Origin of the sequence: Mycobacterium sp. 1164985.4, from assembly GCF_001668575.1 — a bacterium.
GTDB lineage: Bacteria > Actinomycetota > Actinomycetes > Mycobacteriales > Mycobacteriaceae > Mycobacterium.
Window position 1 is genome coordinate 46,679 of the sequence record NZ_LZMD01000021.1, and the last position, 23,371, is coordinate 70,049.

A 23,371-nucleotide genomic window follows, 5' to 3' on the forward strand; every position below is an offset into this window, starting at 1 on the left:
CTAGCCCGTCAGCCGCGCGACGATGAGGTCGGCCACGGCCCGCATACCCGCGGCGTTGGGGTGCAGGGGTGCGGGCTTGCCCGGCCTCAGGAAGTCGGTCAATCCGAAGCGCGTCGTCCACGGTTCGGCCGACCACGCGTGGTGTGCGCGGCTGTGCTCGGCGGCCCGCACGAGCCCGCAACCGGTCGCGGCGGCCGCCTCCGCGGTCAGCCGCTCCAAGGTTTCGGCGATGCGGCGTCCGATCGCGACGTCGGTGTCGGGCAACGGCGGTGCGGGCACACCGGGTGGCGGCAGCAACGTGAGGTAGTCGACGAACAGCACCGTCGCGTGCGGTGCGCGGGACCGCACGGTTCGGCCGACCTCGACGAGCGACGCGCCGACCTCGGCCAGCGCGTCGTCGCGCGCCCGTGGGTCGAGCTGAGCGCGCAACACGCCTCCCAGCAGCGGCAGGCGGCGGGCGATGCGCGGCAGTCCCGCGGCGAACAGCATCGGCACATAGCCGACGTCGTTGCCGCCGATGGTCACGGTCACCAGCTCCTCGGAGCCGTCCAAGGCCGAAATCTGCGGCGGCGTGCCGCGTTGCGGTTCATGCAGCACGTTGGCGGTCGTGGCCCCGGAGTATGTCGCGTCGACGAGGTCGAGGCCCAGCGTCGCGGCGACGAGATGCGCATAGTTGCGCGCCGAGCGGCCGGCGGCCCAAGGCGCGCCGTCGGCGCGGGGACCGATTCCCGGTCCCGCCGCCATCGAACTTCCCAGCGCTACATAACGACTCATCGAGTCGGGCTGGACGCCTGCGCCCAGAACCGCTTCGGGATGCGGCCGGCCTGGCGCGCCAAATGGCCCGCGGTGACGGCAGCCGCCATCGCAGCGGCCATGGTCGGCGGGTCGGCCGCCCGTGTCACGGCGCTGGCCAGAAGAACGGCGTCACAACCCAATTCCATCGCCAGCGCGGCGTCGCTCGCGGTACCGATACCGGCGTCGAGAACCACGGGAACCGAGGCGGCCTCGACGATCATCTCGATATTGTGCGGATTGGCGATGCCCAGACCCGTTCCGATCGGCGAGCCCAACGGCATCACCGCCGCGCACCCGACGTCCTCGAGCCGGCGGGCGAGCACCGGATCGTCGTTGGTGTAGGGCAGCACGGTGAAACCGTCGTCGACCAATTGCTCGGCCGCCCCGACCAGTTCGACGGCGTCGGGCAGCAGCGTGCGTTCGTCGGCGATGACTTCCAGCTTCACCCAGTCGGTGTTCAGCGCCTCGCGGGCGAGCTGCGCGGTGAGCACCGCCTCAGCCGCGCCGCGGCAGCCCGCGGTGTTCGGCAGCGGCGTGATGCCCAACCGGTTGAGCAGTTCGAGCACGCCCGTACCGCCGTAGGCGTCCACGCGCCGCATCGCCACGGTCGTCAGCTCGGTGCCCGACGCGACGAGTGCTTCCTCCAGCACCGCGAGGTTCGCCGCACCGCCGGTGCCGAGGATGAGCCGAGATCCGAATTCGCGACCGGCGATGGTCAGCTTCGTATCAGCCACCCTGCACCGCCGTCACCACCTCGACGCGGGCGCCGTCGGACAACGCGGTGTCCCACTCCGACTTCGGCAGCACCGACCAGTCCACCGCGACCGCGATGCCCTTCTCCGGAAAACCGAGTCGCTCGAGCAGCGCCGAGACCGTCGTCGCCGCATCCACTTCCACCGCTTCGTCGTTGACGAGAACCTTCACCTGATTGCTCCAACCGTGACATCGAGTTCGGCCGCGATCCGTTCGGCCGTCCAAGGCGCGAGGAGAAACCCGTTGCGCCCATGGCCCACCGCGACCAGTGTGCGCTCGTCGAGGCGTTCGACGAGCGGTAATCCGTCCGGGGTCATCGGCCGCAGACCCGCGGCGCATTCGGCGAGTTCGTACTCGCCGAGCGCGGGCATCACCGCGCAGGCGTCGTCGAGCAGTTCCCGGACCCCGGCCACCGCGGGCGCGGTGTCGCGGCCGTGCTCGTACTGCGTGGCGCCGACAACGACGCCGTCGGCCCGCGGCACGAGGTAGACCTGCCTGCCGTGCACCCGCGCCCGAATGACCCGTTGCGGCACCGGCATGCAGCCGCGGCGCCACCGCAACCGCAGCACCTCGCCCTTGACCGGCCGGATCGGCAAGTCCGGCCACAGCTTCGGCGCGTCGATACCGTTGGCGATCACGACGGCGTCCGCCTGCACCGCGGCGAGGTCGGCAACCGGCGGCGCCCACTGCACCCCGAGCCGCTCACACAGGGCGCCGAGCGCCTGCACGACCAGCCGATTGTCAACGGCGAGTTCGGTTTCGGCGCGAAAGCCGTGCCGAATGCCCTGGGCCAGCATCGGTTCGATGTCGCGCGCGGACGTCGTCGCCGTCACCGGATGGCCTTGGGCGGCAAGCCATTCCCCAACAGTCTTGAGGTCGGCGGCGTCGGCACGGTCGACGGCGACCACCAACGACTCGCGTGCAGTGACGACGTCGTCGGGCAGCCCGTCGAGGAATCCGGCGTGCCACAGGTGCAGTGACTCCAGCCCGAGCTGCAGAAGCTTCTCCTCGCCGGGCCAGCCCTCACTGTGGGGGGCGAGCATGCCACCGGCGACCCACGACGCGCCGCGGTCGTCGGTTCGGTGCACCCGAACGTCCCAACCGGCGATCAGCGCACGCCGCGCGACGGCCAACCCGATGACGCCGCCGCCGATCACGGCCAGGCTTGCTTTGGTCAACTTCCCTCCCTTCGCCGGCATGACCCGGATCAGGTGCGACGGTAAGGGCAGGTGCGCATGCCCACTCTCAGTCCCCGCTCCCGGGACTCCCGCGTTCGTCAACCCACACTACCCGCCGGGCATCCTCCGAACGATGAGTCGCTAGCGTCGCGGTGTGCACGAACCTCGGGAACGCCTGGCCGGCGCGTCGCTGTACCTGTGCACCGACGCCCGCCGCGAGCGGGGCGACCTCGCCGAGTTCGCCGACGCGGCGCTGGGCGGCGGTGTCGACCTCATCCAGTTGCGGGACAAGGGCTCGCCCGGCGAACAGCGGTTCGGCCCGTTGGAGGCGCGTCAGGAGCTCGAGGCGCTCGAGGTGCTCGCCGATGCGGCCCGGCGCCACGGGGCCCTGCTGGCCGTGAACGACCGCGCCGACATCGCACTGGCCGCCGGCGCCGACGTGCTGCACCTCGGCCAGGACGACCTCCCTCTGACGGTGGCGCGCGGCATCGTCGGTGATCGGACGGTGATCGGCCGGTCCACCCACGACGCCGATCAGGTCGCCGCGGCGGTCGACGAACCCGTCGACTACTTCTGCGTCGGCCCCTGTTGGCCCACGCCCACCAAACCGGGCCGCCCGGCACCGGGCCTCGACCTGGTCCGCCACGCCGCCCAGCTCGGTACGGACAAGCCGTGGTTCGCGATCGGCGGGATCGATGCCGACCGGCTACCGCAGGTGGTGTCCGCCGGCGCGCGCCGCATCGTCGTGGTCCGCGCGATCACCGGCGCCGAAGATCCGCAGGCGGCGGCCGCAGCGCTGAAGGCGGCGCTCAGAGCTGCCGGTTGACCAGCAGGGGAATCGAGGCGATCTCGTCGCGCAGCTGCTCCCAGCTGGCGGCGAACCCGGGATGCAGCGGCAGCGCCGCGACCTCGTCGACGGCCACCCAGCGCAGCTCGGCGCTCTCGCGGTTCGGCACGGTGTTCAGCATCGTGGGGGCATCGGCGATGACCGTGCTGTAGCTCCAGCTCACCTCGTCGCCCGCGACGAGCTTGGTCTGGACCACCTTGCGCACCGTCAGCTGCTCGGCGGGCAGCCCCGCCTCCTCGTGGGCCTCGCGGATCGCGGCCTGCTCGGCGGTCTCGTGACTGTCGCGGGCGCCGCCGGGCAAACCCCAGGTGTCGCCCTGGTGGCTCCACGCCGCGCGGTGCTGGAGCAACACCACCGCGGTCCCGTTGTGGCCGGGTGCCCGCAGCAGTAGTCCGGCTGCGCCGTATCTGCCCCAGTAGGCCTGGCCTTGGGAAACCACCCATCCGTCACCGTCGCCACGCACGCCTCAACAATAGGGCCGCCCGGCCTGCCGGAAACTCTTAGACTTCTTTCATACAGTGGGAGCGGTCGTAACGACGAGCCGGAAAGCGATGCTGATGAGGTCCGCGCGCACGTGACTGTGGAGTTGGCGCACCCGTCGACGGAGCCGCTCGCATCGCGGGCCCCGTCGACACCGGCACACCAACGCTGGTGGTTTCTGTGGACCACGCCCGGGCGGATCCTGACCATTGGGATCGTGCTGTCGGCACTCGTCATTGCGAGCGCGTTCGCCACGTCGACCACGATCAACGACCGCCAGCAGGCGCTCATGACAGTGCTCAACCACACCGAGCCGCTGTCGTTCGCTGCGGGGCAGCTCTACACGACGCTGTCCGTGGCGGACGCCGCCGCGGCGACGGCGTTCATCGCCGGCGCGGAACCGCGCGATGTCCGGCAGCGCTACGAGCAGGCGATCACGGACGCGTCGGTCGCCGTGACGCGGGCGTCGAGTGGGCTCACCGACGAGGATCTGGTGCAGCTGCTCGGGCGGATCAATGCCGAGTTGTCGATCTACACGGGACTGGTCGAGACCGCCCGCACCAACAACCGCTCGGGTAATCCGGTCGGGTCGTCGTACCTGTCTGAGGCGTCGGCGCTGATGCAGACGCAGATCCTGCCGGGGGCGCAACGGCTCTACGAGGAGACTTCGGCGCGGGTGGACGTCGAGACCAGCGCGTCGACCCGCATCCCCGGGCCGGTCATCCTGGTGGTGCTGGCGACGCTGCTGTTCGGGGTGTTCGCCAACCGGTGGCTGGCCCGGCGTACGCGCAGGCGGATCAACATCGGGTTCGTCGCGGGCGGCCTGGCGGTGCTGACGATGCTCATCTGGGTGGGCACCGCGTTGGTCATCTCGACGTCGGACAGCCGCAGCGCCAAAGACACCGCGGCCGAATCGCTGAAAACCGTGACCAACCTGGCCATCACGGCGCAGCAGGCCCGCGCCGACGAGACGCTGTCGTTGATCCGCCGCGGCGACGAGACCGTACGTAAGCAGTCGTACTACCAGCGCATCGACATGATGCAGCAACAGCTTTCGGACTATCTGGCCCGCGATGACGCCATCGACAAGACCGACCTCGGCGAGGCCGAACAGTTGTTGAAGCGCTGGCGCGCCGCCGACGACCGGATCAACGCCTACATCAGCGTGGGCAATTACCAGGCCGCCACGCAGGTCGCGCTGGGCACCGGGGAGGACGACTCGACTCCTGCGTTCAACAAGCTCGACGAGGCGCTGAGCCAGGGCATCGAGAAGAGCCGTGGGCAGCTGCGCAACGACATCGTCAACGCGCACCGGGTGCTGTCGGGCGCGACCGTCGGTGCCGCGGTGCTCAGCGTCGTCGCCGCGATCGCGGTGGCGCTGGGGTTGTGGCCGAGGCTAAGTGAGTACCGGTGATGAGCGCTTGCGCGAAGAACAGAGAGCCTCTGATGAGCGCTTGCGCGAAGAACAGACGGCAGATGAGGAAGCTTCTCGCCACCCTCGCGCTCACCGCGCTCGTGCTCACCGGCTGCGGGCAGGCGGCGTCGGTGACCTCGACGCCCAACGTCACTCTTCCCCCGCCCACCCCTGCCGGTATGGAGGAGCTGCCACCGCAACCGGTACGCCCACCCGACGACGACACCGAGGACTGCAACCGCACAGCGAGCCTGCGGCCGTTCGGCAACCGGGCCCAGGCGGAGGAGGCCGTCGCGAACATCCGCGCGCGCGGGCGGCTGATCGTCGGCCTGGACATCGGCAGCAACCTGTTCTCGTTCCGGGACCCGATCACCGGACAGATCACCGGATTCGACGTCGACATCGCCGGTGAGATCGCCCGCGACATCTTCGGGACGCCGTCGCAGGTGGAGTACCGCATCCTGTCGTCGGCCGACCGCATCGCGGCACTACAGAACAACCAGGTCGATGTCGTCGTCAAGACCATGACGATCACCTGTGAACGCAAGAAGCTGATCGGGTTTTCGACCGCATATCTGACCGCCAACCAACGCATCCTCGCGCCGCGCGACTCGACGATCCGGCAGGCGTCGGATCTGTCGGGCCGCCGCGTGTGCGTCGCGAAGGGCACGACATCGCTGGAGCGGATCCGCCAGATCACGCCGCCACCGATCATCGTGGGCGTGGTGGCGTGGTCGGACTGCCTGGTGGCGTTGCAGCAGCGTCAGGTCGACGCGGTCAGTACCGACGACTCGATCCTGGCCGGCCTGGTGTCGCAGGATCCGTACCTGCACATCGTCGGCCCGAGCCTGAACGAGGAGCCCTACGGCATCGGGGTCAACCGGCAGAACACCGGCCTGGTGCGGTTCGTCAACGGCACGCTCGAGCGGATCCGCCGCGACGGCACGTGGAACACGTTGTACCGCAAGTGGCTCACCGTGCTCGGCCCGGCGCCCGCTCCTCCGGTCGCGAGGTATTCCGACTGATGTCTGAGACCACGCTGGACGATTTCGACGACGAGGGCCCCGGCACTCAGCCGGCGAGCTTCGACGACATGGGCATGGATTCGGGCTCGACCGTCCGCCCGATGGCGACCGAGGCGGTGTTCCGCCCGCACTTCGACGACGATGACGACGGTTCGGTGGGCACCGGGGACACCGAACCCCAGGAGCACGCCGCCACCACCACGACGACGAGGGCGCTGTCGCGCACCCGACGTCTCGGGGGCGGGCTGGTCGAGATCCCACGGGTGCGGGCCAAGGATCCGCTCGAAGCGCTGATGACGAATCCCGTTGTCGCAGAGAAGAAACGGTTCTGCTGGAACTGCGGACGTCCGGTCGGACGTTCGAGCGGCGACAAGGCGGCCCAGTCCGAAGGCTGGTGCCCGCACTGCGGCAGCCCGTATTCGTTCCTGCCGCAGCTGAATCCGGGCGATATGGTCGCCGACCAGTACGAGATCAAGGGCTGCATCGCGCACGGCGGGCTCGGCTGGGTCTATCTGGCCTTCGACCACAACGTCAACGAACGACCGGTCGTGCTCAAGGGTTTGGTGCATTCCGGCGATGCCGAGGCGCAGAAGATCGCGATGGCCGAGCGGCAGTTCCTCGCCGAGGTCACCCATCCCGGGATCGTGAAGATCTACAACTTCGTCGAGCACGCCGACCAACACGGCAACCCGGTCGGCTACATCGTGATGGAGTACGTCGGCGGCACCTCGCTCAAACAGGCCAAGGGCGAGAAGCTGCCCGTCGCCCAGGCCATCGGGTACATGCTCGAAATCCTGCCCGCCCTCGGCTATCTGCACTCGATCGGGTTGACCTACAACGACCTCAAGCCCGAGAACATCATGATCACCGAGGAGCAGCTCAAGCTCATCGACCTCGGTGCGGTGTCGACCATCAACTCGTTCGGATACCTCTACGGCACTCCCGGATATCAGGCGCCCGAGATCGTGCGCACCGGGCCGACCGTGGCCACCGACATCTACACCGTCGGCCGCACGCTCGCGGCATTGACGCTCAAACTGCGCACGCGCAAGGGCCGCTACGTCAACGGGTTGCCCGAGGACGATCCGGTGCTGGCCGAATACGACTCGTTCGGCCGGGCGTTGCGCCGGGCAATCGACCCGGATCCGCGACGGCGGTTCGGCAGCGCCGACGAGATGTCCGGTCAGCTGCTCGGCGTGTTGCGCGAAGTGGTGGCCAAGGACACCGGGTCGCCCAAACCCGGTCTGTCGACCGTCTTTTCACCGACCCGATCCACATTCGGCATCGATCTGCTGGTCGCACACACCGACGTCTATCTGGACGGGCAGGTGCACTCCGAGCGCCTGACCGCGCAGGAGATCGTCAGGGCGCTGCCCGTCCCGCTGGTGGACCCGACCGACGTCGGCGCGACGGTGCTGTCGGCCAGCGTGGTGAGCCAGCCCGTGCAGACGCTCGACCAGTTGCGTGCGGCCAGGCACGGCGCGCTGGACTCCGAGGGCATCGACTTGTCGGACTCGGTCGAACTCCCGCTGATGGAGGTGCGCGCGCTGCTGGACCTCGGCGACGTCGCCAAGGCCACCCGCAAACTCGACGACCTCGCCGACCGGGTGGGCTGGCCGTGGCGGCTGGTCTGGTTCAAGGCCGTCGCCGAACTATTGACCGCCGACTATGACTCCGCGACAAAACATTTCACCGAGGTACTGGACACCTTGCCGGGTGAACTGGCGCCGAAACTGGCCCTGGCGGCCACCGCCGAGCTTGTTGGCACCCAGGACGCGGGCAAGTTCTACAACACCGTGTGGTCCACCGACAACGGCGTGATCTCGGCGGGGTTCGGACTGGCGCGCGCGCAGTCGGCCGCCGGCGACCGCGACGAAGCGGTGAAGACGCTCGACAAGGTGCCTGCGATGTCGCGCCATTTCACCACGGCGAGGTTGACCAGCGCCGTCACGCTGCTGTCCGGCCGGTCGTCGAGCGAGATCACCGAACAGCAGATCCGCGACGCCGCGCGGCGCGTCGAGGCGCTGCCGGACACCGAGCCGCGGGTGTTGCAGATTCGCGCGCTGGTGCTGGGAACCGCGATGGACTGGCTGGCCGACAACACCGCGAGCACTAACCACATCCTCGGCTTCCCCTTCACCGAGCACGGGTTGCAGCTGGGCGTGGAGGCCTCGCTGCGCGCGCTCGCGAGGGTGGCGCCGACGCAAGCCCACCGTTACGCACTCGTCGACCTCGCCAACAGCGTCCGCCCGACGAGCACCTTCTGACGGTCAGGCGACGCTCGCGCTCGCGATCTCGTCGCTCAGCGGGGCGATGGCGGCAAGGATCTCGCCTACCGTGTCCGTGGGCACTCCGGCCGCGGCGAGGCTGTCTGCCAGATGGCCCGCGACGAGGTTGAAGTGGTGCATGGTGATCCCGCGGCCCTGATGAACCCGGCGCATCGGGGCGCCGGTGTAGGGGTCGGGCCCTCCCAGGGCGGCGGCGAAGAACTCGACCTGCCGACCCTTGAGCCGCGCCATGTTCGCCCCCGTGAAGAATCCAGCCAACTCGTCGTCGGCCAGCACGCGGCCGTAGAAGTCCTCGACGACCACTTCGAGTGCTTCATGACCGCCGATCTGTTCGTAGATGCTCGGCATGGGTGTCCCTTCGTCACACGGATAGGCACACTCAAGACGACGGGCATTGCATCCTGATTTCGGCCGGTTGCCGGCCGGGCAAATTCCTTCTCACGGTCGCTACCCGGCGGGCGTATGGACCTACGGAATCAGTCGTCGTGTCAGCAAACTATCTAGCTCGAGGCGGGCTTTTTACAGGATTTGCCCATGTCGTAAGACTCAATGGTCAGGGCGCGGATTTCGTAGTAATCTGCATCACAGGTTGAGGTCACAGCCAACTGCAGAGGTCATCGGGAAACCATTCCCGAGTGCGGCTGAGTTTCGGTTAGGCGCCGCTGACGGCATCCGCGGTTTCAATTGCATCTCGACAACAGGAGTGCACCGTGTCCGCTGTAGGAACCTGTCGGGTTTTCCGACCCGACCCCCGGTCCTTCGATCAGTGTGAACACCACCACCGCGCCAGCTTCACCGCGTCCCACCGGCATGGGTCGACGGTCCTCGTGACCGTCGACGGCGAGATCGATGCCACGAACAGCCGGGCGTTGGCGACCTACGTGGAAGGTCAGGTCGCGGGCACGCGGCGGCTGGTGATCGATCTGCGGCTCGTCGATTTCTTCGGCACCGCGGGCTTCGCCGCGCTGCACTACATCAACGTCATCTGTAGCCGTAACGGCATCGACTGGCAGGTGCGCTGCGGCAGGCAGGTGCGCCGCCTGCTGGCGATCTGCGATTCGGCCGAAGAGTTGCCGCTCGAGAACCCGCGCTCAGTGCTCGACGAGGTGCGTGCAGGCGCGGGCGATCGCAAGCTCCTCATCGGTGGGAACAACTAGCACCGTCGTCCGAGAGCTGTCGGCCGAAATCCGTCGGGCCTTCTTCTCGGGGCTGGCGTTGCGGGCCTCGTCGAGCTCTATCCCCAGCGGTGCCATCCCGCTCAGTGCGTCGCGCCGCACCGCGGCGTCGTTCTCCCCCACCCCCGCGGTGAATGTGATGACGTCGGCGGTGCCGAGCAGCGCCAGGTACGCGCCGATGTACTTGCGCAGCCGGTGGATGTAGACGTCGTAGGCCAGTTGCGCAGAAGCGTCCCCGTCGTCGATGCACTGGTGGAGCACCCGGAAGTCGACCTCGCCACCGAGCCCACGGACCCCGGAGCGGCGGTTGAGCATCTCCTCGATGCCCTCGACGCCCATGTCGGCCGTGCGCCACAGGTAGAACAGGACACCGGGATCGATGTCGCCGGAACGGGTTCCCATCACCAGGCCCTCCATCGGCGTCAGGCCCATGGAGGTGTCGACCGGGCGGCCCCCGACGATCGCCGACGCGGAGGCACCGTTACCGAGGTGTAGCACGATTTGGCGCAGCGACTCCAGGGGCGCCCCGACGAACTCGGCGGCCTGTTGGCTGACGTACTCGTGCGAGGTGCCGTGGAAGCCGTAGCGGCGGATATGCCACTGCTCGGCGACGTCGCGGTCGATCGCGTAGGTCGATGCGGCCGCGGGCAGGTCGTGAAAGAACGCGGTGTCGAAGACCGCGACGTGGGGCAGGTCGGGCAGCGCCTTGCGGGCCTCCTCGATTCCCACCAGCGCGGGAGGATTGTGCAGCGGCGCAAGGGGTGAGAGCTCGTTGATGCGGGCGACCAGAGCGTCGTCGACGAGAGTCGGCTTGTAGATGTCCGGGCCGCCGTGCACGACGCGGTGCCCGACGGCGATGAGGTCGAGTTCGTCGAGGCGTTTGCCCGCCGCGGCCATCTGGTCGAACGCCGACTGCAGGGCCTCCGCGTGATCGCGTACCTGGCCCTCGCCGATGCGTTCGACGATGCCGTCCACCACCATCGTCTCCGAATCCGGTTCGATGACAGCGAATTTCAGTGATGAAGAGCCCGAGTTGAGGACCAGGACGCTGCGGGCCATCAGAGCGTCTGCGCCTGGATCGCGGTGATCGCCACCGTGTTGACGATGTCCTCGACCAGCGCCCCGCGGGAGAGGTCGTTGACGGGCTTCTTCAGGCCCTGCAGCACCGGTCCGATCGCGATGGCGCCGGCGCTGCGCTGCACGGCCTTGTATGTGTTGTTGCCGGTGTTGAGATCGGGAAAGATCAGCACCGTGGCGCGACCGGCCACCTTCGAGTCGGGACGTTTCGACTTGGCGACGGACGGATCCACTGCGGCGTCGTACTGGATCGGCCCGTCGACCAGCAGGTCGGGCTCGCGCTGCATGACCAATTCCGTTGCCTCCCGAACCTTCTCGACATCGGCACCCGTACCGCTGGTGCCGGTCGAATAGGACAGCATCGCAACCCGGGGTTCGATGTCGAAGCTGGCGGCGGTGCGCGCCGAGGAGATCGCGATGTCGGCCAATTGTTCCGCGGTGGGATCCGGCACGATCGCACAGTCGCCGTAGGCCAGCACGCGATCGGCGAGGCACATCAGGAAGATGCTGGACACTGTAGAGACGTCCGGCAGTGTCCTTATGATCTCGAAGGCGGGCCGAACGGTGTGCGCGGTGGTGTGTTTGGCGCCGGAGACCATGCCGTCGACGAGGTTGTTGTGCACGAGCATGGTGCCGAAGTAGGAGACGTCGTGGATGATCTCGCGGGCCTGCTCGACGGTGACGCCCCTGTGCTTGCGCATCTCGGCGTACTGTTCGGCGAACTTGTCGCACAGGTCGCTGGTCTGCGGGTCGAGCACGGTGGCATCGGAGAGGTCGACACCCAATTCCGCTGCGCGCGAGCGGATCGCGGGCTCCTCCCCGAGGATCGTCAGCTCGGCAACGCCTCGGTACAGCAGCCGACCGGCCGCGGCCAGGATGCGGTCGTCGTCGCCCTCGGGCAGCACGATGTGCTTGCGGTCCGAGCGCGCCCAGTCCAGCAGCTTGTAGGTGAACATCTGCGGTGTGACAACCTCGGGGATCGGGATCGCCAGCTGCGCAAGCAGATCGGCGACGTCGACGTGGGCTTCCATGAGGGCGATGGCGGTGTCGACCTTGCGCACCGAGGTCACCGTGACCCTGCCGCGCGCGGACGCCACCCGGCTGGCCGTTTCAAACGTCCGGAATCTGGTGGCGATGATCGGCAACCGCAGCCCGAGGCCGGCCACCAGCGCGGCGATCGAGGGGTGCAGTTCGAGTCCGCCGTTGAGGATGATGCACGACAGCGACGGAAAGCCCTCGGCGGCATGGGCGCTCGCGAGCGCGAGCACGACGTCGGATCGGTCGCCGGCGGCGATGACGGCGACGCCCTCGCTGAGCCGTTCGAGTACGCGTTCGGCCGTCATCCCCGCAACCATGAGGTCCATGGCCTCGCGGGACAGCAGCGCCGGATCGCCGCTGATCAACGTGCCCTCGACGGCATCCTGGAGTTCGGCGACCGACGCCGCGACGAGCAGCGGTTCCTCGGGCAGGGCGTAACACATGGGTTCGAAACCCTTCAGCGCGTCGAGCACCGCGGAGAGTTGGGCGGGATCACAGCGGTTGGCGACGACCGCTGCGGTGTACGCGTGCTGGGTGGCGATCTCGCTGAGGCAGATGTCTACGATCTGCGCGACGTGCTCGGGGCTGCGGTCTTTGGCCTTGACCGCCAGCACTACGGGGGCGCCGAGGTTGGCCGCGATCCGGGCGTTCGTCGACAGCTCGCTGGGCGCGGCGACGTCGGTGTAGTCGCTGCCGACGATCAGCACCGCATCGCACTGGTCGGCGACCCGGTGGTAGCGGTCGACGATCTCTGCCAAGGCGCCATCGGGGTCCTCGTGCAGTTGTTCGTAGCCGACGCCGACGCACTCGTCGTAGGACAGCCCGGCCGTCGTGTGGGTCAGCAACAGCTCGAGGATGTAGTCACAGTCCTCGCCGAGCCGGGTGATCGGCCGAAAGACGCCGACCTTGGCCACGGTGGCCGTCAACCGGTGCAGGATGCCCAGCGCTATCGTGGACTTGCCGGTGTCCCCTTCCGGGGAGGCGACGTAGATGGCGGATGAGCGCTCGCGCGAAGACCCTGAATCAGACGAACGCTCGCGCGGAGGTAGAGAAGTGGTTCTGGGCGCCTTCGACACGCGTCACAGCCTAATCGGACGCCCCGCCCTTCAAATCGCCATCGGGTCCACCGGGATCTCGACGGTAGCGACCAGCCCCCGGTGATCGGACCCACGCACAGCCACGGTGTAGGCCGACGTCGCCGCGCAGTTGTGCAGCAGCACATGGTCGATGCCGACGACCGACGGAACCCACGGTCTCCCCGGGTAGGTGCGAGTGAGGCCGGCGCCGGCCTGTTCGGCGGTGTCTCGGTACCCCTCGTCCAGCAGGAGCCGGAACGGACGCATGTCGTAGGTCGCATTGAAGTCGCCCGCCACGACGACTGCGCCGGATCCCGCGTCGCCCGCGAGCGCCGCAAGCGTCTCGCGCAGCCGGGCGATGTCGTCGGAGAACCAGCTCAGCGGCTGCACCAACGGAGCGGCGAGGTGCACGGCGAGTATGGCGACGTCGAACCTGACGCCGGGAATCCGGATCGAGGCGTTGAGCATCGGCATCCGGTAGCCCTCGATACTGCCTGCGCCCACGATCGGATGGCGGCTCCACACCCCGATCCCATCGGCCATGGCGCGCGGATCGATCGCCCGATGAGGAAAACTGCGGTCCAGCCCGGCCGCCGACATGGCCTCGGCCGCTTGCGGAGTCAGCTCCTGGACGACGAGCACGTCGGCCGCCGCGGACGCCAACTCCACCATCGCCCGCGCGTCCGCGCGACCCATGCCGAGGTTGGCGGTCAGCACCCGCAGCGCAGTCGAGGGAAAGCCGGCCTTCTCGGGTCCGAGGTAGCGCGGCGCGAGAACCGCGAGCAAGACCACACACAGCGTCGCGGCCACGATCGTCGCCACCCAGCGCCGAGCCACCGCGAACAGCAGCATCGCGGCGACGCCGGCGACGGTCAGGTACGGCGACGCCGCGGCGAACGCCAGCACGACCTCGCTGTCGACGGGCAGATAGCGCGACACCAGCCCGGCGAGCGCCAGCGCGAACGCGAGCGCACCAAGCACCGTCGCCGGTACTCGAATCATGTTGTGTCGGAGCGGAGCCCGATCAGCCCAGACGACGCAGACGCGGCTCGAGATCGCGCTTGAACAGTTCGAGGAACCGGCGCTGATCGTGGCCAGGGGCGTGGAATACGAGGTGGTTGAGCCCCCAGTCGACGTAGTCCTTCACCTTCTCGACGGCCTCGTCCGGGGCCGACGCGACGATCCAGCGCTTGGCGACCTGCTCGATGGGCAACTCGTCGGCCGCCTTCTCCATCTCGATCGGGTCGTCGATGGAATGCTTCTGCTCGGCCGTCAGCGACAGTGGTGCCCAGAACCGAGTGTTCTCCAGGGCCAGCTCCGGATCGGTGTCGTAGGAGATCTTGATCTCGATCATCCTGTCGATCTCATCGGCGTTGCGCCCAGCGGTCTCCGCACCCTCTTTCACGGCAGGAATGAGCTTGTCCTTGTACAGCTCCTCGCCCTTGCCGCTCGTGCAGATGAAACCGTCACCCGCGCGGCCGGCGTACTTGGCCACCACCGGACCACCCGCTGCGATGTACACCGGAATTCCGCCTTCGGGCACGTCGTAAATCGAGGCGCCCTTCGTGCGGTAGTACTCACCGTCGAAGTCGACCCGGTCGCCGAGCCACAACTCGCGCATCAGCTTGACCGACTCCCGCAGCCGTGCGAAGCGCTCCTTGAATTCCGGCCAGTCGCCCTCGTACCCGGTGGCGATCTCGTTGAGCGCCTCACCGGTGCCCACCCCGAGGAAGATCCGGTTCGGATACAGACAGCCCATTGTCGCGAACGCCTGCGCGATCACCGCGGGGTTGTACCGGAACGTCGGGGTCAACACCGACGTCCCGAGGATGAGGTCCTTGGTCCGCTCACCGACCGCCGTCATCCACGCCAGTGAGAACGGCGCATGGCCGCCCTCGTGGCGCCACGGCTGGAAGTGGTCACTGACCGTCGCGCTGTCCATCCCGTGCTCTTCGGCCGCCACGGCCAGCTCGACCAGTTCCCGCGGCGCGAACTGCTCCGCCGACGCTTTGTATCCGAGTTTGAGTTCAGCCACGGGTTCGTTTCTACTCCCTTGCCTAGACTTGCGGGATGGCAGCAGCACTGAGCGCCATCACGGACACCGTCCATTTCGCCTACACGGACCTCGTCAACTGGACGCTCGTGACCGACGAGACGGGCGTGATGCTCATCGACACCGGCTTCCCCGGCAACCGCGAGGACGTCCTGCAGTCGCTGCGTGAGCTCGGCTTCGGCGTCGACGATCTGCGCGCAATCCTGTTGACCCACGCGCACATCGACCATTTCGGCTCGGCGATTTGGTTCGCCGAGACGCACGGCACGCCCGTCTACTGCCATGCGGCCGAGGTGGGCCACGCCAAGCGGGAGTACCTCGAGCAGGCCTCTCCAGTCGACATCGCCAAACACATCTGGCGCCCGCGCTATCTCACGTGGTCGGTGGCGATCACCCGCAAGGGCGGCATGCTGCGCGAGGGCATACCCACGGCGCAGGCCCTCACCGAGGACGTCGCGGCGAAGCTTCCGGGCACGCCGATGGCGATCCCGACACCCGGACACACGGGTGGGCACTGTTCGTTCGTCGTCGACGGCATCCTGGTGAGCGGCGACGCGCTGGTCACCGGGCACCCGCTCTCGACGCGCGGCGGCCCGCAACTGCTGCCCGGACTGTTCAACCACGATCAGGACGGATGCGTACGCAGCCTGTCGGCTCTCGGCCTGCTCGACACCGAGGTGCTGCTCCCGGGACACGGGCCGGTGTGGCGTGGGTCGATTCGCGACGCGTCCGAAGCGGCGGCGCGCGCTTAAACCAACTTCTGGTACCCGAGCAGGAACACCGCGGTCAGGCACAGCCCGCAGGCGATCACGATCGTCGGCATCAGGATCATGGCGTCGAGTTCGTCGTCGTCGAGCACGTCGCTCTCGAACCGGCCGAACAACACGCGCGCCAGGCCCGTCCGGCGGAACGTGTGCACCATGATCCGGACGGCCTTGGTCTCACGTCGCCGCCCGATGAACACCCGCGACGCCACCCCGAACAGGAACGTCAGCAGGCCGGCCGCAACCAGCAGCCAGCCGACCATCGTCTGCGAAATCGCCACCATCACCCCCGGCGCCGCGCGGCTTATCGTGCTTGCGCCGACACCGGAGCCCAGCCTATAGGCCTGTCTGAAGGCCCAGGTGATCTCTGAGCGTGGAACCGTTGTACTCGGTGCGGAAACTGCCCCGCTCCTGCAGCAGCGGCACCACCTCGTCGACGAACTCGTCGAGTCCGCGCGGGGTCAGATGCGGCACCAGGATCAGCCCGTCGCATGCGTCGGACTGCACGTGCAGGTCGATCTCGTCGGCGACGTCGGCAGGAGTGCCGACGAACTGCTGCCTGCTGGTCACCGCGATGACGAGTTCACGGATAGAGAGGTGCTCGGCCTGCGCCCGCTCCCGCCACGCTTTGGCGAGGGCCTTGGGATCACCGTGACGGACGCGACCCTGGGTCACGGTCGGATCGTCGGCGGGTTCGACGTCGGGCAGCGGACCGTCGGGATCGTATGCGGACAGGTCGCGCTGCCAGACCTGCTCGAGCATGGTGATCGCGGTCGGGCCCGTGACCTGTTGCAGCCGGATGTGCCGCGCCTTGTCGACGGCCTCTTCGTGGTCGTCCCCCAGCACGAACGTCGCCGCCGGAAAGACCTTCAACTGGTCGGGGTCGCGGCCGAACGACTTCGCGCGGTCCTTGACGTCGGTGTAGTACTTCTGGCCGGCCTCCAACCCCGAATGCAACGTGAACAACGCGTCGGCGTGCTGTGCGCCGAACGTGCGCCCGTCGGCGGAGTCACCGGCTTGTAGCAGCACCGGGTGTCCCTGCGGCGGTGGCGGCAGCGTCGCCACGCCCCGCACGTCGAACTGCGCTCCGGTGTGTTCGACCGGGCGGATCCGGTCGGGCTCGACGTAGACGCCGCGGGCCGCGTCGGCGACCACCGCGTCGGGCGCCCAACTGTCCCAGAATTTCCGCGCGACGGTGATGAACTCCGCGGCACGCTCGTAGCGGTGCGCGTGGTCGAGGAAGCCACCGCGCCGGAAGTTCTCGCCGGTGAACGCGTCCGACGATGTGACCATGTTCCACCCGGCCCGACCGTCGGAGAAATGGTCGAGGGTGGCGAATTGCCTTGCCACCTCGGAGGGTTCGTTGAACGTGGTGTTTATGGTGCCGACCAGTCCCAGCCGGTCGGTGACCGCGGACAGCGCCGCGAGCACCGTGAACGTGTCGGGCCTGCCGACGACGTCGAGGTCGTGGATGCGTCCCAGATGCTCGCGCAGCCGAAGCCCCTCGGCGAGGAAGAAGAAGTCGAACAGCCCCCGCTCCGCCGTCTGGGCCAGGTGCACGAACGAGTCGAACTCGATCTGACTTCCCGAGTCGGGGTCGGACCAGACAGTGGTGTTGTTGACACCGGGGAAGTGGGCCGCGAGATGAATCGGCTTACGTTGCTTGCCTTCCCGCGTGCGCACGGTCACAGGCCCCACCTCTTGGCGATCAATTCGTGTGAGCGCAGCCGGTCGCTGTGCCGGTGGCACACCGAGGTGACCACCAGCTCGTCGGCAGCGGTGGCGCGCTGCAGCGCATCCAACTTCTCGGCGACTTCCTCTGCATCACCGACGAACTGCGTTTCGGTGCGGTCCCGTACGACGTCGAGCTGCGCCGCGGACAAGGGCGTCACCGTGTCGGGATCGGGATACGGGACCGCGCCGTCACCGGCACGGATTGAGTGCACCCAGTGGCCGTAGCTCGACGCCAGATGGTGCGCGGTGGCGGTGTCAACGGCGACCACGATGTCCGCCGAGACCACCACGTACGGTTCGGCGAGCGAGGGCGACGGCCGGAAGGCGGCGCGGTAGGCGTCGACGGCGTCCAGCGCGGTCGCGGGCGTGATGTGGTAGCTGGCCACGAACGGCAACCCCCGTTCCCCGGCCACCCGCGCGCTCTGCCCAGCACTGCTGCCGAAGATCCACGGCGTCAGGCCGGTGCCCTCGCCGGGCACCGCTCGAGCGGCGACGCCGTCGATGAAATACCGGCCGCACACGAAGTTCAGGATGTCGTCGACCTGGCGGTCGAAGTCGGGCGCAACGGCATCGGGCTGCTGAAGTATCGACATCCGCGCGCGTATCCGCGGATTGCGCATCAGCGCGGCAACGTCGAAGCCCGGCGGGATGACGACGCCGTCCCGGTCGCTCCATTCACTGTTCTGCTTTGACTGCGGCGCAGCACCCTTCAGTGCGTCGCGCCGGCGCTGACCGGACCGTCCGACCCCGAGGTCGATGCGACCGGGATGCAGCGCCTCGAGCGTACCGAAGGACTCGGTCACCGCCACCGCGGTGGTGTAGCCGAGTTGTACCGCGGCGGCGCCCACCCGGATGCGTTCGGTGGCCGCGGCGATCTGGCCGATGAGTATCGCGGGCTGTGAGCTCGCGACGGCGACGAAGTGGTGTTCGGCCAGCCAGTAGCGTTTGTACCCCCAATGCTCGGCGTGCTGTGCGAGGTCAATGGTGTTACGCAAAGCCGTTGCGACATCGGAGCCTTCGCTGATCGGCGACAGGTCGAGGATCGACAGTGGAATCGTCATGGCTGCCGCGCCTTCGCATAGCGGTTGACCGCTACCGGCAGCCCCAGCCGGGAGCGCAGATGCTCGCCGTCGCGGTAGGCGGTGCGAAACACGCCCTTGCCCTGCAGTATCGGAACCACCTCGTCGGCGATGATCGGCAGATCGAGCGCGTGGACCGCGGGACGCAGCCGTACACCGTCGAGCCCGCGATCGTGCCAACGCAGGATCAGGTCGACCAGCTCGGTCGGTGTTCCGTCGAAAATCGCCGCGTCCGAGCGGGCGTCGACGACCCCGGAGAACGAGGCGTACACGTCGGCGTACACCTTCAAGTCGCTCCCCGCCACTCGTGCGAGCAGGCTGGACAGATCGGCATCGTCTCGCGGCATGACGAACACCAGATCGGCGTTGTGCGCGGCGAATTCGTATACCTGCGGCGTGTGCGCGAGGGCGGCGACGACGGGCTGGCCTTGCGGAGGACGCGGTGTGATGGACGGGCCCTTGACCGAGAAGTGCTCACCGACGAAGTCGATGTAGTGCAGCTTGTCGCGGTCAACGTACCGGCCCGACGTCACGTCGCGGATCACCGCGTCGTCTTCCCAACTGTCCCAGAGCCGCCGCGTGACCTCAACGGCGTCGGCTGCCTCTCCGAACAGGTCTGCGCCGCGCACGTCGCGGCGGCCGAAGAGCTGCGCCTCGTGGTCCGTACCGCTGACGCGGACCTGCCAGCCCGCCCGACCGTGGGAGATGAAGTCCAGCGTCGCAATGGCTTTCGACACGTGGAACGGTTCGGTGTGGGTCACGGTCGCGACGGGCACGAGGCCGACGTGCCGCGTCACCGGCGCGACCAGGGCGGCGACCATGACGGCGTCGGGGCGCCCGGCCAGCCACCGCGGTTCGATGTCGGGGCGACGACGCCGCTGTGGGGTCAGAGCGTCGTCGAAGGTCGCGAAGTCGAGTAGCCCGCGTTCGGCGGTGAGCGTCGCGCCGGCCCAGTGCCGTCCACTGGTGACCGGTGACCGATCCGGGGTGTGGCGCCATGCCTCCGGATGCCACCCGTAACCGTCGAGTGCGACCGCGAGATGGACGTGCTCGCTCATCGCAGCACCTTGACGAACGCCACCGGAAAGACGTCGCCTTCGGCGGGCAGCGGATCGGCCAGCCTCTCGTAGCCCGCCGATTCGTACAGCGCCTCCGCTTCGGGTTGGCGGTCGCCGGTCGTCAAGTAGACCCGCCGATATCCTCGAGCGACGATCCGGGCCTCGAGTTCGGCGAGCAGCGCCCTCGCCAGACCCTGTTGTCGGTGACGGCTGTCGGTCCAGATCCGCTTGAGTTCGGCGGTGGTGTCGTCGAATCGGCAGAACGCACCGCCGGTGACGGGCCGGTCGTCGAGCAGGCCGACCACCAGGTCGCCGTTCGGCGGGGCGAACTCGTCGGCCGAATGCCCGCGCAGCCATCTGCTCACGGTGTCTTCGGACGGGCCGTAGCGCTTGGAGTACTCGACGGTCAACTCGGCCAGCAGCGGCTCCACCAAGGGGTCGTCCTGGCGTACTGCGACGAACTTCAGCTGGGTCGACACGGGCATCACCTAACTGTCCAACGCGAACCGGTCGCATGCATTCCGGTGCGGCACATCTGCTCACGCTGATCCGAAGAATGCCCACTTCCCCCTCAAACTTGACACGTGTAAAGTTTGGCCGCATGGACAACATCAGGGGCAAGACCATCGCGATCACCGGCGCTGCCCGCGGCATCGGCTACGCGACCGCGAAGGCGCTGCTGGCCCGCGGTGCCCGCGTCGTCATCGGCGACCGTGACGTGTCGTTGCAGGAGTCGGCCGTCGCACAGCTGACGAAGCTCGGCCCGGTGTCGGGCTACCCGCTAGACGTCACCGACCGCGAGTCGTTTTCCACCTTCCTCGACAAGGCCCGCACCGACGGCGGCGGACGCATCGATGTACTGATCAACAACGCCGGTGTCATGCCGATCGGCCCGTTCGTCGACGAGACCGAACAGTCGATCCGCTCGACCCTCGAGGTCAACCTGTACGGCGTGATCGCCGGGTGTCAGCTGGTACTGCCGGACATGATCGCGCGACGCAGCGGACACATCATCAACATCGCCTCGCTGTCGGGACTGATCCCGGTGCCGGGCCAGGTCGTCTACGTCGGCGCGAAGTTCGGCGTGGTCGGGTTGACGGCCGCGCTGGCCGACGAGGTCGCACCGCACAACGTCGACGTCTCGGTGATCATGCCGCCGTTCACCAACACTGAGCTGATCTCCGGCACGAAGAGCGGCGGGGCGATCAAGCCGGTGGAGCCCGAGGATATCGCCGCGGCGATCGTCAAGACCCTGGACAAGCCGAAAACCCATGTGTCCGTGCCGACTCCGCTGCGCTTCACCGCCCAGGCCGCGCAGATGCTCGGCCCGCGCGGGCGTCGCTGGCTCAACAACAAGCTGGGGCTGGACCGAGTCTTCCTCGACTTCGACACGTCCGCCCGCAAGAAGTACGAGGACCGGGCGCGCGCCGCGCAGGGCGTCGTCGAGGACTGAGCTCGCAGCGCTAGACGGGGAACGTCGGCGCCTGGTCACCCAACCGGAAGGCCTCGACGACGTCGAGGCACTCGAACAGCTCCTCGAAGTTGAATTGGTAGTCGTCGGCCGTGCCGACGAAGACCACGTGCGCGACGTCCGCGGCATCGTCAGCGGTCAGCACCACGGTGGTGACGGACACCAGATCCTCGTCCGGCACGTCGGCCTCTGACGGCGGGTAGAACCACAGCGCGGACTCCTCATCGGAGAGCTCGTCGTCGAACACCCAGCCCCGCTCGGTGATTCGCGCGTCGAAGGCCTCCAGCACCGCCGCGGTCGCGGTCTCCTCGGTCAGCGAGTCCATCACGTTGTCGGGCACCCAGCGCTCGTTACGGGCCGCCTGTCGCTTGCGGCGGCGGGCCTTCTTCGCGTCGCTGCGCTTCGACACTTAACGCAGCGCCTGGTCGAGATCGGCCAGCAGGTCGTCGGTTCCCTCCAGGCCAACCGAGATTCGCACTACGCCGTCGCCGAGCCCGATCGCGGCACGGCCCTCCGGACCCACCGCGCGGTGCGTGGTGGTGGCCGGGTGGGTGATCAACGACTTGGCATCGCCCAGGTTGTTCGATATGTCGACGATGCGCAGCTTGTCGAGCACTTCGAACGCTCGCTCCTTCGTTCCGCCCTTGACCTCGAACGTGATAACCGTTCCGCCACCGGTCATCTGGCGCTTGGCCAGGTCGTACTGGGGATGCGACTCCAGGAACGGGTAGCGCACCCAGTTCACGCCGGGATGGTTCTCGAGGAACTCGGCGATCCGCTGCGCCGACGCGTTCTGGTAGTCCACGCGCACCGCGAGCGTCTCGAGTCCCTTGAGCAACGTCCACGCGTTGAACGGGCTCAGCGCGGGCCCGGTGTGGCGCATCAACTTCTGCACCGGCTCGTCGATGTACTGCTCGTCGCCGAGGATCGCGCCGCCGAGCACGCGGCCCTGTCCGTCGATGTGCTTGGTGCCCGAGTACACGACCACGTCGACCCCGAGCGGGAAGCCCTGCTGCAGGATCGGGGTCGCGAACACGTTGTCCAGCACGACCTTTGCGCCTGCGGCATGGGCGAGGTCGCACACCGCCGCGATGTCCACCAGCGACTGCATCGGGTTCGACGGTGTCTCGAAGAACACAGCTCGGGTGGGAACCGAGAGCGCCTCCTCCCACTGCGACAGGTCGTCACCGTCGACGAACACCGTCTCCACGCCCCAGCGCGGCAGGATTTCGTTGCACACCACGAAGCACGAGCCGAACAGGCTGCGCGCGGCGACCAGCCGATCGCCTGCCCCCAGCAACGCACCGAGCGACGTGAACACCGCTGCCATTCCCGTCGCGGTCGCGAAGCAAGCAGGCGCACCCTCGATCAGGCGCAGCCGCTCCTCGAACATCGAGATGGTCGGGTTGCCGTAGCGCGAGTACACATAGCGGTCGATCTCACCAGTGAACGCCTTCTCGGCATCGGCGGCGGAGGCGTAGATATAGCCCGACGTGAGGAACAGGCCCTCGGCGGTCTCCTCGAATTCCGACCGCAGCAGCCCTCCGCGCACGCCGATGGTCGCCTGGCTGACCCCGTCGGGCAGCTCAGCGGGTGTGCGGACCGACGGAATCGAATCTTCAGGACTGGAACTCATGACTGCTTCCAGGGGAGTCCGACGGCCTTCCATCCGCTCCCGCCGCGGTGCCCCTGCTCGTCGAGGTTGCCCTCGAAGCCGTCGAGGACGTTGTACGACGGCGCGATCCCGGCCTCGGTGGCGGCCTCCGCCGCGCCGATCGACCGGTTGCCCGAGCGACACAGGAACACGACCGGCCCCGCCTCCGAATCGCTGTCACCGATCTCGCGGCGCAACTCGTCGACGAACGCGTCGTTGTGCGTGCCGTCGGTGCGGTTCCACTCGATGAACACGACCTCGCGCTGCAGCGACGACAGGTCGGGGACGCCGACGAAGCGCCACTCGGCGTCGGTGCGGCAGTCCACCAGCACCGCATTGGGGGTGCCGGTCAGCAGCTTCCAAGCCTCTTCGGGCGTGATGTCTCCGGCGTAACTCACGGTCGTTGAGTGTC

At 68.1% G+C, this 23,371-nt stretch carries 25 protein-coding genes; 7 read left to right on the forward strand and 18 right to left on the reverse strand.

The annotated features are described in order from the left end of the window. The 4 genes from A5650_RS02770 to thiO are packed head-to-tail and all read right to left on the reverse strand — an operon-like array spanning position 1 to position 2,747. Positions 1–774 (reverse strand): SGNH/GDSL hydrolase family protein, encoded by a 774-nt coding sequence (locus A5650_RS02770; protein ID WP_067286038.1) that lies wholly within the window; start codon positions 772–774, stop codon positions 1–3. Next, a complete protein-coding gene (locus A5650_RS02775) occupies positions 771–1,529 on the reverse strand; it encodes a thiazole synthase (RefSeq protein ID WP_067286040.1) in 759 nt (252 codons plus the stop codon). Before A5650_RS02775 ends, A5650_RS02770 begins: the two co-directional genes overlap by 4 nt. After that, entirely contained in the window at positions 1,522–1,719 is a 198-nt protein-coding gene (gene thiS, locus A5650_RS02780) for a sulfur carrier protein ThiS (RefSeq protein ID WP_067091770.1), read from the reverse strand. The genes A5650_RS02775 and thiS overlap by 8 nt, the downstream gene beginning before the upstream one ends. After that, positions 1,716–2,747 carry a glycine oxidase ThiO gene (gene thiO, locus A5650_RS02785; RefSeq protein ID WP_197501772.1) on the reverse strand — a complete coding sequence of 344 codons (1,032 nt, stop codon included), beginning with the start codon at positions 2,745–2,747 and terminating at the stop codon, positions 1,716–1,718. The genes thiS and thiO overlap by 4 nt, the downstream gene beginning before the upstream one ends. A 133-nt stretch (positions 2,748–2,880) precedes the next feature. Between thiO and thiE the strand changes: the two genes are divergently transcribed. Then, positions 2,881–3,552: a thiamine phosphate synthase gene (thiE, locus tag A5650_RS02790; protein WP_067286042.1), complete on the forward strand. Its 672-nt coding sequence runs from the start codon at positions 2,881–2,883 to the stop codon at positions 3,550–3,552. Here thiE and A5650_RS02795 read toward each other — a convergent pair. Then, positions 3,536–4,036: an NUDIX hydrolase gene (locus A5650_RS02795; protein WP_067286044.1), complete on the reverse strand. Its 501-nt coding sequence runs from the start codon at positions 4,034–4,036 to the stop codon at positions 3,536–3,538. The two genes, thiE and A5650_RS02795, sit on opposite strands and share 17 nt — an antisense overlap. A 111-nt stretch (positions 4,037–4,147) precedes the next feature. On the opposite strand from A5650_RS02795, the gene glnX reads away from it, so the two are divergent. Genes glnX through A5650_RS02810 form a run of 3 tightly spaced genes read left to right on the forward strand, consistent with a single transcriptional unit; the run spans position 4,148 to position 8,759 of the window. Continuing rightward, positions 4,148–5,467: a protein kinase G-activating protein GlnX gene (glnX, locus tag A5650_RS02800; RefSeq protein WP_067286046.1), complete on the forward strand. Its 1,320-nt coding sequence runs from the start codon at positions 4,148–4,150 to the stop codon at positions 5,465–5,467. Positions 5,468–5,499: 32 nt separating this feature from the next. Continuing rightward, on the forward strand, positions 5,500–6,492 hold the full coding sequence (locus A5650_RS02805) for a glutamate ABC transporter substrate-binding protein (protein WP_082950580.1): 993 nt from the start codon (positions 5,500–5,502) through the stop codon (positions 6,490–6,492). Beyond that, positions 6,492–8,759: a serine/threonine-protein kinase PknG gene (locus tag A5650_RS02810; RefSeq protein WP_067286051.1), complete on the forward strand. Its 2,268-nt coding sequence runs from the start codon at positions 6,492–6,494 to the stop codon at positions 8,757–8,759. The genes A5650_RS02805 and A5650_RS02810 overlap by 1 nt, the downstream gene beginning before the upstream one ends. A 3-nt stretch (positions 8,760–8,762) precedes the next feature. Here A5650_RS02810 and A5650_RS02815 read toward each other — a convergent pair whose 3' ends face one another. Then, positions 8,763–9,128 (reverse strand): group I truncated hemoglobin, encoded by a 366-nt coding sequence (locus A5650_RS02815; protein ID WP_067286053.1) that lies wholly within the window; start codon positions 9,126–9,128, stop codon positions 8,763–8,765. Between the two features lie 362 nt (positions 9,129–9,490). On the opposite strand from A5650_RS02815, the gene A5650_RS02820 reads away from it, so the two are divergent. Further along, positions 9,491–9,937 carry an STAS domain-containing protein gene (locus A5650_RS02820; protein ID WP_067286055.1) on the forward strand — a complete coding sequence of 149 codons (447 nt, stop codon included), beginning with the start codon at positions 9,491–9,493 and terminating at the stop codon, positions 9,935–9,937. Here A5650_RS02820 and A5650_RS02825 read toward each other — a convergent pair. The 4 genes from A5650_RS02825 to fgd form a co-directional block, all read right to left on the reverse strand. Further along, a complete protein-coding gene (locus A5650_RS02825; protein WP_067286057.1) occupies positions 9,872–11,014 on the reverse strand; it encodes an acetate kinase in 1,143 nt (380 codons plus the stop codon). The two genes, A5650_RS02820 and A5650_RS02825, sit on opposite strands and share 66 nt — an antisense overlap. After that, positions 11,014–13,062 carry a phosphate acetyltransferase gene (gene pta, locus A5650_RS02830; RefSeq protein ID WP_067286185.1) on the reverse strand — a complete coding sequence of 683 codons (2,049 nt, stop codon included), beginning with the start codon at positions 13,060–13,062 and terminating at the stop codon, positions 11,014–11,016. The genes A5650_RS02825 and pta overlap by 1 nt, the downstream gene beginning before the upstream one ends. Before the next feature lie 114 nt (positions 13,063–13,176). Then, positions 13,177–14,148: an endonuclease/exonuclease/phosphatase family protein gene (locus tag A5650_RS02835; protein ID WP_067286060.1), complete on the reverse strand. Its 972-nt coding sequence runs from the start codon at positions 14,146–14,148 to the stop codon at positions 13,177–13,179. Positions 14,149–14,170: 22 nt separating this feature from the next. Then, entirely contained in the window at positions 14,171–15,181 is a 1,011-nt protein-coding gene (fgd, locus tag A5650_RS02840; RefSeq protein WP_067286062.1) for a glucose-6-phosphate dehydrogenase (coenzyme-F420), read from the reverse strand. A gap of 35 nt (positions 15,182–15,216) precedes the next feature. Between fgd and A5650_RS02845 the strand changes: the two genes are divergently transcribed. Beyond that, complete coding sequence (locus tag A5650_RS02845; protein WP_067286063.1) at positions 15,217–15,951, forward strand: MBL fold metallo-hydrolase; 735 nt, start codon at positions 15,217–15,219, stop codon at positions 15,949–15,951. Here A5650_RS02845 and A5650_RS02850 read toward each other — a convergent pair. The 5 genes from A5650_RS02850 to A5650_RS02870 form a co-directional block, all read right to left on the reverse strand. Next, positions 15,948–16,226: a hypothetical protein gene (locus A5650_RS02850; RefSeq protein ID WP_502687039.1), complete on the reverse strand. Its 279-nt coding sequence runs from the start codon at positions 16,224–16,226 to the stop codon at positions 15,948–15,950. The genes A5650_RS02845 and A5650_RS02850 overlap by 4 nt on opposite strands. A gap of 73 nt (positions 16,227–16,299) precedes the next feature. Further along, positions 16,300–17,646, reverse strand: coding sequence for an NtaA/DmoA family FMN-dependent monooxygenase (locus A5650_RS02855; RefSeq protein WP_067286187.1), 1,347 nt, complete (start codon positions 17,644–17,646; stop codon positions 16,300–16,302). A gap of 2 nt (positions 17,647–17,648) precedes the next feature. Beyond that, a complete protein-coding gene (locus A5650_RS02860; RefSeq protein WP_067286067.1) occupies positions 17,649–18,758 on the reverse strand; it encodes an LLM class flavin-dependent oxidoreductase in 1,110 nt (369 codons plus the stop codon). Further along, positions 18,755–19,834 (reverse strand): LLM class flavin-dependent oxidoreductase, encoded by a 1,080-nt coding sequence (locus A5650_RS02865; RefSeq protein WP_067286069.1) that lies wholly within the window; start codon positions 19,832–19,834, stop codon positions 18,755–18,757. The genes A5650_RS02860 and A5650_RS02865 overlap by 4 nt, the downstream gene beginning before the upstream one ends. Further along, a complete protein-coding gene (locus A5650_RS02870; RefSeq protein WP_067286071.1) occupies positions 19,831–20,319 on the reverse strand; it encodes a GNAT family N-acetyltransferase in 489 nt (162 codons plus the stop codon). The genes A5650_RS02865 and A5650_RS02870 overlap by 4 nt, the downstream gene beginning before the upstream one ends. A gap of 116 nt (positions 20,320–20,435) precedes the next feature. Here A5650_RS02870 and A5650_RS02875 point away from each other — a divergent pair, with 116 nt between their 5' ends. Continuing rightward, positions 20,436–21,287 carry an SDR family oxidoreductase gene (locus A5650_RS02875; RefSeq protein ID WP_067286073.1) on the forward strand — a complete coding sequence of 284 codons (852 nt, stop codon included), beginning with the start codon at positions 20,436–20,438 and terminating at the stop codon, positions 21,285–21,287. Positions 21,288–21,297: 10 nt separating this feature from the next. On the opposite strand, the gene A5650_RS02880 is transcribed toward A5650_RS02875, so the two are convergent. The 3 genes from A5650_RS02880 to A5650_RS02890 are packed head-to-tail and all read right to left on the reverse strand — an operon-like array spanning position 21,298 to position 23,357. Beyond that, positions 21,298–21,714 (reverse strand): hypothetical protein, encoded by a 417-nt coding sequence (locus A5650_RS02880; RefSeq protein ID WP_067286074.1) that lies wholly within the window; start codon positions 21,712–21,714, stop codon positions 21,298–21,300. Then, a complete protein-coding gene (locus A5650_RS02885) occupies positions 21,715–22,941 on the reverse strand; it encodes an O-succinylhomoserine sulfhydrylase (RefSeq protein ID WP_067286076.1) in 1,227 nt (408 codons plus the stop codon). Continuing rightward, positions 22,938–23,357, reverse strand: a complete 420-nt coding sequence (locus A5650_RS02890; protein WP_067286078.1) for a rhodanese-like domain-containing protein — start codon at positions 23,355–23,357, stop codon at positions 22,938–22,940. Before A5650_RS02890 ends, A5650_RS02885 begins: the two co-directional genes overlap by 4 nt. Positions 23,358–23,371 lie beyond the last annotated feature (14 nt).

Bases quoted from the DNA above. Each gene is read 5' to 3' on its own strand.
- A5650_RS02770 (WP_067286038.1), bottom strand. From the start codon at position 774: ATGAGTCGTTATGTAGCGCTGGGAAGTTCGATGGCGGCGGGACCGGGA.
- thiO (WP_197501772.1), bottom strand. From the start codon at position 2,747: ATGCCGGCGAAGGGAGGGAAGTTGACCAAAGCAAGCCTGGCCGTGATC.
- A5650_RS02805 (WP_082950580.1), top strand. From the start codon at position 5,500: ATGAGCGCTTGCGCGAAGAACAGACGGCAGATGAGGAAGCTTCTCGCC.
- A5650_RS02810 (WP_067286051.1), top strand. From the start codon at position 6,492: ATGTCTGAGACCACGCTGGACGATTTCGACGACGAGGGCCCCGGCACT.
- A5650_RS02815 (WP_067286053.1), bottom strand. From the start codon at position 9,128: ATGCCGAGCATCTACGAACAGATCGGCGGTCATGAAGCACTCGAAGTG.
- A5650_RS02825 (WP_067286057.1), bottom strand. From the start codon at position 11,014: ATGGCCCGCAGCGTCCTGGTCCTCAACTCGGGCTCTTCATCACTGAAA.
- A5650_RS02835 (WP_067286060.1), bottom strand. From the start codon at position 14,148: ATGATTCGAGTACCGGCGACGGTGCTTGGTGCGCTCGCGTTCGCGCTG.
- A5650_RS02845 (WP_067286063.1), top strand. From the start codon at position 15,217: ATGGCAGCAGCACTGAGCGCCATCACGGACACCGTCCATTTCGCCTAC.
- A5650_RS02850 (WP_502687039.1), bottom strand. From the start codon at position 16,226: ATGGTCGGCTGGCTGCTGGTTGCGGCCGGCCTGCTGACGTTCCTGTTC.
- A5650_RS02860 (WP_067286067.1), bottom strand. From the start codon at position 18,758: ATGACGATTCCACTGTCGATCCTCGACCTGTCGCCGATCAGCGAAGGC.
- A5650_RS02865 (WP_067286069.1), bottom strand. From the start codon at position 19,834: ATGAGCGAGCACGTCCATCTCGCGGTCGCACTCGACGGTTACGGGTGG.
- A5650_RS02870 (WP_067286071.1), bottom strand. From the start codon at position 20,319: ATGCCCGTGTCGACCCAGCTGAAGTTCGTCGCAGTACGCCAGGACGAC.
- A5650_RS02875 (WP_067286073.1), top strand. From the start codon at position 20,436: ATGGACAACATCAGGGGCAAGACCATCGCGATCACCGGCGCTGCCCGC.
- A5650_RS02885 (WP_067286076.1), bottom strand. From the start codon at position 22,941: ATGAGTTCCAGTCCTGAAGATTCGATTCCGTCGGTCCGCACACCCGCT.